Source organism: Arthrobacter sp. MYb213, assembly GCF_002979915.1.
Lineage (GTDB): Bacteria > Actinomycetota > Actinomycetes > Actinomycetales > Micrococcaceae > Glutamicibacter.
Map to the genome: position 1 here is coordinate 1 of NZ_PCQA01000007.1, position 12005 is coordinate 12005.

Below are 12005 nucleotides of genomic sequence, written 5' to 3' on the forward strand. Positions count from 1 at the left end.
TTATATATCCACCAAATTAAAAATAATTCGGTATCAACAAACTTGGCACACTATTGAGTTCTCAAACAACAAACACTCTCGACACCACAACCACCAAAACTCGGTGACTGCTTCGCTCCGGAGCAACTTTTCAACTCTAGCATGTTCCGTGAACCGGTCATAACCAGTCGAAACGCCTTGCGAAAAGCTCTTTGCTACCGAATGAATTCTTCGTGTATTCCACGTTGTTTTCGTTTCGGCAACAGAGAAAAACTATACGTTCATTCTGAGCAACGCGCAAATCGGCTATTCCCACTAAAAATTACCCATAAACTCTATCTGACTAGTGATTTAGTGTTTTAGATACAAGAAAACCGCCAGAAAAGTGTTGTGGTTCACAGACTTTTCTGACGGTTTCTGGTTTTTAGCCGAACTACGTGGGTGTTTGACTAAGCGGTTAGCTCGACAACTGCCATATTCTTCTTGCCGCGACGCACAATGGCGTACTTACCGTGCAGGAAGTCCTCGGTGCTAAGTACCGAATCGATGCCGGCTACCTTTTCGTTGTTCACGTAGGCGCCACCCTCGTTCACGGTACGACGCGCTGCCGAAAGCGATTCACTAAGCCCCGACGTATGAAGCACATTCAAGATACCTAGATCATCGGCGCTAATCTGAGCCGAAGGCAGCTCGGCCAGCACCGATTCCAGTGTTGGCAGATCGATCTCGTTCAGATCTCCGTTACCGAATACCGCGGCCGAGGCAGCGATAACTTTATTGGTCGCGTCTTCACCGTGAACCAATGAGGTCACCAACCAGGCAAGTTCGCGCTGAGCTTGGCGCTTGAATGGACGTTCGGCGACCTCGACCGCCAACGCCTCAATCTGCTCGCGGGTAAGGAAGGTGAAGACTTTCAAACGATCAATAACATCGGCGTCTGCGGTATTGAGCCAGAACTGGTAGAGCGCGTACGGGCTGCACATTTCCGCGTCCAACCAAATGGCGTTACCTTCGGACTTGCCGAACTTGGTGCCATCGGAGTTGGTGATCAAAGGAGTGCCGTAGGCGTGAGCGGACTTGCCCTGCACCTTGCGGATCAAATCGGTACCGCTGGTCAGGTTGCCCCATTGGTCCGAGCCACCGGTTTGTAAGGTGCAACCGTACTGTCGGTTGAGCTCCAAGAAGTCATAGCCCTGCAGCACCTGGTAGGAGAACTCGGTGTAGCTGATGCCCTCATCGGAGTTCAGCCGTGCAGAAACAATTTCTTTCTTGATCATCGTGCCCACGCGGAAGTACTTACCTACGTCACGCAGGAAGTCCAAGGCCGATAGCTGTGAGGTCCAGTCTAGGTTGTTCACCAGACGTACCGCGTTCGGCCCCTGGTTGGACAGGAAGCGTGAGACCTGAGCCTGAAGACGGGTGACCCATTCGGTCACGGTCTCTTTGGTATTCAGGGTGCGTTCGGCGGTCTGCCGCGGATCACCGATCAGTCCGGTGGAACCACCGACCAGGGCCAGTGGCTGGTGACCGGCCAACTGTAGTCGACGCATATTCAACAACTGAACGAGGTTGCCAAGGTGTAGTGAGGGTGCGGTCGGATCGAACCCGCAATAGTAAGTGATACTCTCCTCGGCCAGGGCTCGCTCTAGCTCGGCTTCATCGGTGGACACGTGCACTAGGCCGCGCCACTTTAGTTCCTGCCAGATGTTCTCGAAGGAGGGATCATTACTCTGTCCCGCAATGACGGGATTCTGCTTATTCTCAGACACGCTCTCAACATTAGCAAAATCCCGTCGCCACGGCGTAGTTTGTACCGCCGATCACACCCACAAATACTCGTGCGGGAGTAAACCTCCGGCCTTAGGCTTCGGTAAACCCGGCCGGCAGCGGTTGATGGTGGATCACGTGCAGACGCTGGGTGGTGCGGGTCATCGCTACATACAAGTCGCCCACTCCCCCATCTACCTCTGCCACCAGCAGTGCCGGTTCCACGATCATTACCCCGTCGAATTCCAGACCCTTGGATTCACGGGCGGAAATCACCACGATGTCCTGCGCTAGGCCACCGGAACCGGTACCCACCCGCTCCGTGTAGCGCTTGGTAACCGCATCACGCGCGGCAACCAATAATTCTTGTGGCACGATCACCGCTTGCAACCCGCCTGCTGAGTATTCCAATTCGCCAGGTAGTTCTTCGATCAAGCTCTGGATCAGCTGGTCCTGGCCCACGGTGGTAATCACCGGTGGCCATTCACCTTCACGCACCGCTTGCGGCGTGGTGATCCGCAAACCCGCGGCCTGAGCCACGCGCACCGCAGCATCGGCAATCTGTGCCGGGGTGCGGTAATTGACGGTGAGTTCTTCGAGTTTGTAGCGGTCCGCGAAGAACGGTTCCAACGCTTGGGCCCAGCTATTGGCCCCCGAGGCGGCAGAGGTCTGCGCGATATCCCCGACGATGGTGAAGGACTTCATCGGGCAACGACGCACCAAAAGCCGCCACTGCATCGGCGAAAGTTCCTGAGCTTCGTCGACCACAATATGTCCGTAGGCCCAGGTGCGATCGGAGACTGCACGTTCGGCCGCGCTGGCCGAGGCGATGGTTTCCTGATTGACCGCGGCTACCTGCTCCGCGGTCACCACCCCGTCGATTCCCGCATTGGCGAGCATCGTATCCATATTGTCCAGCGCCCGTTTGGCGTTTTCCACGTCGCGCTCGTACTGCGAGGTATCGGGCAGATCCTGTGGGTTCACAAACTCGCCCAATAGTTCCGCTGCCTCATCGAGCAACGGCACGTCAGCCTCGGTGAAGGCCGAACCGGCCGGGCGGAATAGTGCATCGCGGTCCGCTGGGGACATCCTTGGGGCGGCAGCCTCCAACAGATGCGGTTTAGCAAAGAGTTCCGAGAGCAGACCCTGCGGGGTCATTGGCATCCAGCAGAGGTTGACGGCCACGCGCACATCCCAAGATTCGCGCACCTCCTGGGGAAGGTAGGAACGATCCGCGGCGCTTGGTTGTCCGGCGGATTCTTCCAATTTACGGCGCAACTGCTCGGCCAGATCTCCCACGATCACCTTGGTGAAGGTTTCGCGTGCCTCGTTATACGGCTTATGTGTATGACGGGCACGTTCGCGGGCGTTGCGCACCATTCCGCGAGTCAGCGTGAGCCGAGTACCTTCGACAACTACCGTGCGGTCTTCGGCCAGCAGACGCTGGCGATTGCGCACCGCCGCGCCGATGACCTTTGCCATCGATAGTCGACCCTTCACCCGGGCGACATTACGTGCGGTTTCCGGTCCGGCATGTACCCCGTGGTACAGCTCGCCGACCGAGGACATCACCACGCCGGTTTCACCCAGCGAAGGCAGCACTCGTTCGATATAGCGCATAAATGAATTGGACGGGCCAACGATGAGCACGCCTGCGTGCTTGAGCCGTTCGCGGTATTCGTAGAGCAGAAAGGCTGCACGGTGTAGCGCGACGGCGGTTTTACCGGTACCCGGTCCACCCTGAACCACCACGGCTCCAGGAAGATCGGCGCGAATGATCGCATCCTGCTCGGCCTGGATGGTGCCGACAATGTCGCCCATACGGCCGGTGCGCTTTTCGCGTAGCGCGGCCATCAACGCACCTTCACCGTGGTGCGTGTGACCCTCATCGAGCCAGGTTCCGTCGAGCACATCGTCTTCGATACCTGCGACGGAGCGGCCCTTGAGCATGAGGTGGCGGCGGCGACGTACACCGCGCGGATTTAGCGCGGTCGCCTGATAAAACGGTGCGGCTTCGGAGGCGCGCCAGTCGATCATCAACCGGTTCAACTCATCATCGGAGAGCCCGATGCGTCCAATGTAGCGCGGTGAATTCCCCGCGCCGTTGGACTCGGCTTGCGCCTCCCCTTGCTCGGCCAGATCCAACCGGCCAAAGACCAATCGGTCCTGCACCGCGTCCAATTGCGCGATGCGATCCTCATAAAGGCTCGCAAAGGAGTCACGTTCGGACTGGTTTTGGAAGGTTCCTACCGCGCCGGTAGCCCGGGTGCGTGCAAGCTGCTCGACCTTTTCGGCGCGCAACTCATCAAGCCGGTCATATAGTCGTGAGACATACTGGCTTTCGGCGAGCAGATCCTGCTCGATCGTACCGCTCAATCTTGGTTCCCCTCGCGCTCATATCGCTTATATACAGGACAGATTATGATACGCGCGTTGTTCGGCGCGGGGTTAATCCCGCGAAGTCGCGTGCGTCATCTTCCGGCCATGGCCGGCGCCCGGCACCGGTTAGAAACACTAAACTTTTTGTAAGCTGAGCACCTGGTGATCGCCCAGGTTGGCGCGTCCGCTAAGTTCTTCGAGCTCCAAAATTACGCCGACTCCGGCCACCACCCCGCCGGCGCGTTCGATCAACCGGACTGCGGAGCCCACGGTGCCACCGGTGGCGAGCACGTCGTCGAGTACCAACACGCGGGTGCCGGGCGCGATCTCATCCTTGTGCAGCTCCAGCGAAGCTGAACCATATTCCAAGGTGTAATCATCGCGGTATACCTCGCGCGGCAACTTTCCGGCCTTACGGATGGTCAGCATTCCGGTGCCCGAGGCGTAGGCAGCCGCGGCGGCAAGCACAAATCCACGCGCTTCTAGCCCGGCGACGATGTCGAACTGCCCGGCGAAGGGCGCGATCAGCTCATCAACCAATCGGCGCAACCCCTGCGGGTCAGCAAACACCGGGGTGAGGTCCTTAAAGGAGACCCCGGGTTGTGGGTAGTCTGCGACCACTGCGCACAGTCGGTCTAGCAGCTCACTTATACTCTCGTTATTAGTCACGCGTAATATTTTAGTGCGTCCAACGGGTTGCGAAAGACCGGGAATCGGCTTTTGCTCTGCGATCGCGCACACGTTTGGCGTCAACCGGAGTCTAACGCGCCATCAATACGTCGCTAGGCCACGGTAACAAGGTGGGGAAATCGGCCGAATCCGCGGCCTGCGTGGCACGAACCACCCCGCCCACCGGCCGGCCGGACAACCAGGCGGCCAAATCAAAATCTGTTCCCTCTAATACCCACGATCGCTCGCCATCACCAATCACCTGACGCTGGCGGCCGTGGGGTTGCAATACGATGCGGTCCTCTGGCTTAACCCGAGCGGCCAGGGCACGCAGCAGATGGTCGGAAAATTCTTGCGGCCAGCTAGCGGCGGGGCGGATAAATTCGTTCAGGTCGGTGGCGTGGATCAGCATTTCTCGCCAGACCGCGTAAACCATATCGGCCACCTTCGCTCCCGGACGATAGCCAACGGGCTCTTCGAAGTGCGCTTGCACGGTGCCTAGGGTAGCGCGTAGCTGGGCTAAGGAAGCGGTCACCAGTTCGCGGAGTTTTTCCGGCCGCATCAGCGCGGCCATATTGATTGCCTCGATTCGCCCGGCCGCTCCCCCGTCATACATCGGTGGGAGCTGCGCGGACCCGGCCTGCTCAAATTGCCGGTTTGCGGCCAGCGCGAGGGAATGTAGGTGCGCGACCAGTTGCGCGGTACTCCAGCCGGGCAACGAGCTGGGCTTGGCGAAATCCTCGTCAGCCAGGGTGGAAAGCTGCGCGACCAGTTCGTCCAAGGCGGTGGTCACATGTGCAATGAGTTGTTTCGGAGGCAGTTGAAGTGTCATGGCACACACTCTAGCGCGCACCGGTTCCCGTGCAGAAGTCCGGCACCCAGAACGCGCCGGGCGGCCGATCAACCACGCGCAATGCGTAGCTAAGCGGCCGCCCGGGAAGCGGTTTATTTGTGCAGTGTCGCTTTAGGCCTTGGCCCAGGCGCGAATCTGATCAAGCTGGCGTTCAAACTCGACAATTTGCTCTGCGACGGCGCTCGGGGCGGTACCGCCCTGGCCATTACGGGCATTAAGCGAGCCCTCGGTGGACAAGACCTCACGCACCTTCGGGGTTAAGTGTTCCGAAATGCCGGCGTATTCTTCGTCGGTCAAATCCCACAGCTCCACGCCACGCGATTCGGCCAATTGCACCGCGGCACCGGAAAGTTCGTGTGCGTCACGGAACGGCACGCCCTGACGGACTAACCATTCGGCAATGTCGGTGGCTAGGGCAAAACCCTGTGGCGCGAGCTGCGCCATGCGCTCGGTGTTAAAGGTCAGCGTGCCCATCATGCCTGCCATCGCCGGCAACAACATTTCTAGGGTGTCCGCCGCGTCGAATACCGGCTCTTTGTCTTCCTGCAGGTCGCGGTTGTAGGCCAACGGCAGCGCCTTGAGCGTAGCCATGAGTCCGGTCAGGTCGCCGATCAAACGTCCCGCCTTACCGCGTGCAAGCTCGGCAATATCCGGGTTCTTTTTCTGCGGCATGATCGAGGAGCCGGTGGAGAAGGCATCGTGCAATTTCACGAAGCTAAACTCCTTCGTGGCCCACAGGATCACTTCTTCGCTGACCCGGGACAGGTCTACGCCGATCATCGCGGTGATCCAGGAGAATTCTGCGAAGACGTCGCGTGCGGCGGTGCCGTCGATCGAGTTGAAAACCGCCGAGTCGAAGCCCAGTTCCGCGGCGACGAAGTTCGGGTCAAGCCCGAGCGTCTGCCCGGCCAACGCGCCGGAGCCGTAAGGGGACACCGCTGCGCGCTTATCCCAGTCGACAAAGCGCTGCACATCACGCAACAGTGGCCACGCGTAAGCAAGCAGCAAGTGTGAGAGCAGGATCGGCTGGGCGTGCTGCAGGTGGGTGCGGCCGGGCATCGGCGCGTAGGGGTGCGCCTTGGCCTGCTCTAGCATCGCGTCGATGGTATCGATGACGCCGCCGGCGATGATCCGGGCGTGGTCGCGCAGGAACATTCGGCCTAAGGTGGCGATCTGGTCGTTGCGTGAACGGCCAGCACGTAGCTTGCCGCCCAATTGGGTGCCGGCACGTTCGAGCAACCCGCGCTCCAAGGAGCCGTGCACATCTTCATCCGATTCGGCGGCCACGTAGGCTTCAGACTTTACATCTGCTTCGAGCTGGTTCAGGGCGCTGAGCATATCGCTCAGTTCGGTCTCGGTCAGCAACCCGGCACGCTGGAGCACCTTGGCGTGAGCGCGGGAGCCGGCGATGTCATACCCGGCTAGGCGCCAGTCAAAGTGGGTGGACTTGCTCAGTGCTGCCATCGCTTCTGCTGGCCCACCGGAGAAGCGGCCACCCCAGAGCGATCCTTGATTTGTTGACGAGGACATAACTCGTTCCTTTCAGCCAGATCCCGCCGGGTGACGGGCAAAGTTGATGATGCGCTGCTTCCACTCTAGCAAAGCATTATGCATTGTCGCTCATAATTATTCAGCGAGTTCAGTGTGCACCGCTCAGGGCACGGCACGATCGTGGACAAATTCAGCTCCGGAGCCTCCATCCGCCACCCGTTGCAAAGCTTCGCAGCCGACGTAAATGCCGGATCGGGCGCCAACCTGTGAACCGCGTATAGATTTTTAGTCAGGACACGGTGAGTTGTGCGTTTGCTACTTCCGCAGGTGCCAGCGCGAGCGTATGGTGAGAGACACAAAGCCGAATACGGATACTTCGTTGGAGGAAACCCCATGGAAATCCAGTTGTACCGCGGTGATATCACCACGTTGAACGTTGATGCCATCGTCAATGCAGCCAATCCCTCGTTATTGGGTGGGGGCGGCGTCGACGGAGCTATTCATGCGGCGGCCGGGCCTGCCCTGCTAGCCGCCTGCCGTGCAGTTCGTGCGGCCAGGTACCCCGACGGAATCCCTTCAGGTATTGCGGTGGCGACGAAGGCCGGAAACCTTAGCGCCAAATGGGTCATCCATACCGCGGCGCCAAACCTCGCACTGATTAAACCGAACCCGAAGATCTTGGCCGATTGTTTTAGCAATTCGCTCTATCTGGCGGCACGGCATGAGGCGCACTCCATCGCATTTCCTGCAGTGGGTGCCGGTGCGTTCGGCTGGCCTGCACAGACGGTCGCGCAAATTGGTTTTGACACCATTAGCGCATGGGTGGAAACGAATAAGCACGTTTCGCCAATCCGCCGCATCGTCATGGTCTCGCACACTGACGAAGTTCAAGAGGCCTTCGAAGAGGCCTTTGGGATGTCCTCGGTAGACCAGTTGGCCGCCTAGCACCAAGAGCCCAACCCGCTAAGAACAAAATTACCCGTCACCACTCCTGTGCGATGACGGGTAATTTCATTTCTCACGAGGTGTGCTGTGCACCGCGGATGCGCCGGTGTCATAACTGATTAACGCAGCACGCCACCGCGGGTGAAAACCCTTTCGGTGGCGCGTTACTCGTGCATGAAATTTGTGCGGTGCTGCGCTTTGCGTGTTGGGCCAGGTTAGCGCGGTTCGGCCAGCTGCAAAAAGCGGCTAGCTACCTGGCTGGCCCCATCGGCGGCGCGGGTGATCACCATAATCGTGTCATCGCCCGCGATACAGCCAAGAATCGCGGGAATCTGCGAGTGGTCGATGGCCAGCGCCAGCAGGTTCGCGGCCCCCGGCGGGGTGCGCAGAACAACGATATTTGCCGAGCCCTCTGCGGTCACCAACTGCTCCTGACAGATTTTAGCCAGACGCGCGTCGAGCACCTCCTGGGTGATGGCGGTCTGCGGGGAACGATCCCCGCCCTCTTGACGGATCGCATAAATCAGTTGGCCCAGATGGTCGCGGATGCGCACGGCTCCGATCTCCACTAAATCGCGGGAGAGCGTTGCCTGGGTGACTTCCAACCCGTCATCTTTGAGCAAGCCAAGCAGTTCTGCCTGAGATTTAACCGAATTATTGCCCAAGAACGCACGGATCCGGGCTTGGCGCGCTGTTTTGGTGCTTGGCTGTGCCGACATTTAGAGCTCCACTCGGGGATCGTGTGCCAGACCGGAAGCGACCATCAGCCAGGTCATGATGGCCTTCTGCGCGTGAACCCGGTTCTCGGCCTCATCAAACACCACCGACTGTGGGCCGTCGAGCACCTCGGCGGAAATCTCGTAGCCACGGTAGGCCGGCAGGCAGTGCAGGACGATCGCGTCGTCCTTGGCAAGCTTCATCGCCTCGGCGTCCACCGCGTAATCCACGAAGAGCTTCTGCCGCGCTGCCTTCTCATCTTCCTGACCCATGGAAACCCAGGTGTCGGTGACGACCACGTCGGCATCCTGCAGCGCCTGCGCCGCATCGGTGGTGATGACCACCGAGCCGCCGGTTTCTTCGGCACGGATCTGGGCTGCGGCAATGATCTCGGCCGATGGCAGGTAGCCTTCAGGGCCGGCGATGCGTACGTGCATGCCGGCGGTGACCCCGGCGAGCAGGTAGGAGTTGGCCATATTGTTGGCCGAGTCGCCCAGGTAGACCATGGTCAGACCCGCGGTTTTGCCCTTGTGCTCACGCACGGTCAGCAGGTCCGCCAGTAGCTGGCAGGGGTGGTAATCATCAGATAGCGCGTTAATCACCGGCACCGCCGAATTCGCTGCCATCTCTTCGAGCCCGGACTGAGCGTAGGTGCGCCATACGATGGTGGACACCATGCGCGCCAACACCTGAGCGGAATCGGCGATGGTCTCCTTGTGCCCCAGCTGCGAATCGGTGGAGTTGATGATCAGCGGTGAGCCGCCCAACTCGGCAATCCCCGCGTGGAAGGAAACGCGAGTACGCGTAGAGGTTTTGTCGAAGAAGACCGCGACGGTTTGCGGGCCCGCGTAGGGTGCGAAGCCGTATTTGTCGGCCTTCATCGCTGCGGCGAGGTCCAAAACTTTGGACTGCTCTGCCGGGCTCAGATCAAGGTCGGTGAGGAAGTGGCGGGTAAGACTCATGGGATGATTCCTTAGTTTCCGGCGGTAGCCGGGCTGTTCGTTCGCAAGGTTTAGACGGCCGCGGTCAGCAGCTGTGGCACGGCGGCGAGGAAGGTTTCGAGTTGTTCGCGGGTAATAATCAGTGGTGGGGCCAGGCGGATGGTGCGCTCGTCGGTGGCGTTGACGATGAACCCGGCATCTAGCGCGGCGGAAACAAACTTCGGCGCGGCCGCCGTCTGCAATTCAAAGGCGGTCAGCAGACCGCGGCCACGCACGGTGCTAATCCCGTCGACCTCGGCCAGCGCGGTGCGTAACCAGTGACCGGTTTCGCGTACATGCTCCAGCAGATTTTCGTTTTCAATGGTGTGGATGACGGCCAGACCCGCGGCGCAGGCCACCGGGTTGCCACCAAAGGTGGTGCCGTGGTCCCCCGGGGTCAGCCAGCTGGTGTTTTCTTCCCCGAAGACGATCATCGCGCCGATCGGGAACCCGCCGCCCAGACCCTTAGCTAGGGTCATCACGTCCGGGAGCACCGGTGCGGAGGCAAAAAATTGTCCGGTGCGACCCATTCCGGTCTGCACCTCGTCAAAAACCAAGAGTGCACCGGCGTCCTTGGTGATCTCGCGGGCCGCGCGCAGGTACTCTGCGTCCAACTCGCGCACCCCTGCTTCACCCTGAATGGGTTCGATGAACACCGCCGCAACGGTTTCGTCGACCGCCTCACGTAGCGCCTGGATATCACCGGCCGGAATCCAGCTGACATTATCTGGCAGCGGGGCGAAGGGTTCGCGGTACTTGGGCTTATAGGTCAGCGACAGCGCGCCAAGGGTGCGGCCGTGGAAGGAGTGTTCCAGGGCGATCACCTTGGTGCGCGGGGTCTGTTCGGTTCCGACATTACGCCGGGTCAGCTTCAACGCAGCCTCGTTCGCCTCGGTGCCGGAGTTCGTGAAGAACACCTTGGACCCGGCCGGCGCGGCAGAAATTTCTAGTAGCTTCTCCGCCAGGGCAATCTGCGTTGGGGTGCTGAAAAAGTTCGACACATGCCCCAAGGTCGCCAACTGACTGGTGATCACGCTGGTCAGCAGCGGGTTCGCGTGACCAAGGGTGTTCACCGCGATGCCGCCGAGCAGATCTAAGTACCGGTTGCCGTCGGCGTCCCAGACGTGGCAGCCGGCGCCACGCACCAAAACTCGTGAGGGGGTGCCAAAAACGCCGAGCAGCGACTTGCTGTAACGCTCGGTCAGCTCGGCGCCATGCATCGAGGAGAGCTCATTGGCCTGATTCAGCGCACCACTTGGGTGCAATTCCTGACTCACTTTGATTCCTTATCCTGGGGTACCACCTGGGTGCCAACCCCGGCGGTGGTGAAAATTTCGAGCAGCATCGAGTGCGCCTCGCGGCCGTCGACGATATGCGCCTGGGCCACTCCCTCGTCGACCGCCTTCAGGCAGGCCCCCATCTTCGGGATCATGCCCGATTCCAGGGTCGGCAACATGGTGCGCAGCTCATCGTTGGTAATCGAGCTGATCAGCGAGGACTTGTCCGGCCACGCCGCGTAGAGACCCTCCACGTCGGTGAGGATGACCAGTTTGGCAGCGCCCAGCGCGGTGGCCAGCGCCGCGGCCGCGGTATCCGCGTTGACGTTGAGGATCGCGCCGGTAGGCTCCCCATCCGCATCAAATTCCGGGGCCACGGTGGAAATAACCGGGATCATCCCGGCGGAGACCAACGAGTCCACCTGATCGGTGCGCACCTTGATCACCTCGCCGACCAAACCCAAATCAACGGGCAGCCCGTCGACGATGGTGCCGGTACGAACCGCTTGCAGCATCGCGCCGTCCTCCCCGGACATGCCCACCGAGTAGGGGCCATGCGAGTTGATTAGCCCCACCAGGTCACGTTGCACCTGGCCGGTGAGCACCATGCGTACCACATCCATCGCCTCGGGTGTGGTCACCCGCAGCCCACCACGAAATTCTGATTTGATGCCCAACGTGTCAAGCATCTTGTTGATCTGCGGTCCGCCACCGTGCACCACTACCGGGTTGATTCCGGCGTGACGCAGGAACACGATGTCCTCGGCGAAGGCGCGGCGTAGCTGGTCGTTGACCATCGCGTTGCCACCGTATTTGATGACCATCGTGGTTCCGGCGAAACGTTGAATCCAGGGCAGCGCTTCGATGAGCGCTTCAGCCTTGGTGCGGGCTGCGCCGAGGTGACTTTGTTCGGTGTGCGGCATCGTGGCCGGGCTCCTAGGGTGCGTG

The 12005-nt window shown here is 60.1% G+C and carries 10 protein-coding genes; 1 reads left to right on the plus strand and 9 read right to left on the minus strand.

Annotated elements, in window-relative coordinates; all coding sequences use genetic code 11:
- Positions 1-428: 428 nt before the first annotated feature.
- The 5 genes from tyrS to argH form a co-directional block, all read right to left on the minus strand.
- Entirely contained in the window at positions 429-1748 is a 1320-nt protein-coding gene (tyrS, locus tag CQ011_RS15090; RefSeq protein ID WP_181148152.1) for a tyrosine--tRNA ligase, read from the minus strand.
- A 91-nt stretch (positions 1749-1839) separates the two neighbouring features.
- The gene (locus CQ011_RS15095) at positions 1840-4122 is read right to left on the minus strand and encodes a HelD family protein (RefSeq protein WP_105678548.1); all 2283 of its coding nucleotides are present in this window, start codon (positions 4120-4122) and stop codon (positions 1840-1842) included.
- Positions 4123-4260: 138 nt separating this feature from the next.
- Positions 4261-4794, minus strand: coding sequence for an adenine phosphoribosyltransferase (locus CQ011_RS15100; protein WP_502692890.1), 534 nt, complete (start codon positions 4792-4794; stop codon positions 4261-4263).
- A 91-nt stretch (positions 4795-4885) separates the two neighbouring features.
- The gene (locus tag CQ011_RS15105) at positions 4886-5626 is read right to left on the minus strand and encodes a maleylpyruvate isomerase family mycothiol-dependent enzyme (protein ID WP_105678549.1); all 741 of its coding nucleotides are present in this window, start codon (positions 5624-5626) and stop codon (positions 4886-4888) included.
- Positions 5627-5758: 132 nt separating this feature from the next.
- Positions 5759-7177, minus strand: a complete 1419-nt coding sequence (gene argH / locus CQ011_RS15110) for an argininosuccinate lyase (protein ID WP_105678550.1) — start codon at positions 7175-7177, stop codon at positions 5759-5761.
- A gap of 354 nt (positions 7178-7531) precedes the next feature.
- On the opposite strand from argH, the gene CQ011_RS15115 reads away from it, so the two are divergent.
- Positions 7532-8083 (plus strand): O-acetyl-ADP-ribose deacetylase, encoded by a 552-nt coding sequence (locus CQ011_RS15115; RefSeq protein ID WP_105678551.1) that lies wholly within the window; start codon positions 7532-7534, stop codon positions 8081-8083.
- Positions 8084-8298: 215 nt separating this feature from the next.
- On the opposite strand, the gene CQ011_RS15120 is transcribed toward CQ011_RS15115, so the two are convergent.
- Genes CQ011_RS15120 through argB form a run of 4 tightly spaced genes read right to left on the minus strand, consistent with a single transcriptional unit; the run spans position 8299 to position 11980 of the window.
- The gene (locus tag CQ011_RS15120; RefSeq protein ID WP_105678552.1) at positions 8299-8802 is read right to left on the minus strand and encodes an arginine repressor; all 504 of its coding nucleotides are present in this window, start codon (positions 8800-8802) and stop codon (positions 8299-8301) included.
- Positions 8803-9762: an ornithine carbamoyltransferase gene (gene argF / locus CQ011_RS15125; protein WP_105678553.1), complete on the minus strand. Its 960-nt coding sequence runs from the start codon at positions 9760-9762 to the stop codon at positions 8803-8805.
- 50 nt (positions 9763-9812) lie between these two features.
- The gene (locus CQ011_RS15130) at positions 9813-11000 is read right to left on the minus strand and encodes an acetylornithine transaminase (RefSeq protein ID WP_105678766.1); all 1188 of its coding nucleotides are present in this window, start codon (positions 10998-11000) and stop codon (positions 9813-9815) included.
- A 53-nt stretch (positions 11001-11053) separates the two neighbouring features.
- The gene (gene argB / locus CQ011_RS15135; protein ID WP_105678554.1) at positions 11054-11980 is read right to left on the minus strand and encodes an acetylglutamate kinase; all 927 of its coding nucleotides are present in this window, start codon (positions 11978-11980) and stop codon (positions 11054-11056) included.
- Positions 11981-12005: the final 25 nt, after the last annotated feature.

Coding starts and splice junctions, on each gene's coding strand:
- argB (WP_105678554.1), bottom strand. CDS start 11,980: ATGCCGCACACCGAACAAAGTCACCTCGGCGCAGCCCGCACCAAGGCT.
- CQ011_RS15120 (WP_105678552.1), bottom strand. CDS start 8,802: ATGTCGGCACAGCCAAGCACCAAAACAGCGCGCCAAGCCCGGATCCGT.
- CQ011_RS15115 (WP_105678551.1), top strand. CDS start 7,532: ATGGAAATCCAGTTGTACCGCGGTGATATCACCACGTTGAACGTTGAT.
- argF (WP_105678553.1), bottom strand. CDS start 9,762: ATGAGTCTTACCCGCCACTTCCTCACCGACCTTGATCTGAGCCCGGCA.
- CQ011_RS15105 (WP_105678549.1), bottom strand. CDS start 5,626: ATGACACTTCAACTGCCTCCGAAACAACTCATTGCACATGTGACCACC.
- argH (WP_105678550.1), bottom strand. CDS start 7,177: ATGTCCTCGTCAACAAATCAAGGATCGCTCTGGGGTGGCCGCTTCTCC.
- CQ011_RS15130 (WP_105678766.1), bottom strand. CDS start 11,000: ATGCATGGCGCCGAGCTGACCGAGCGTTACAGCAAGTCGCTGCTCGGC.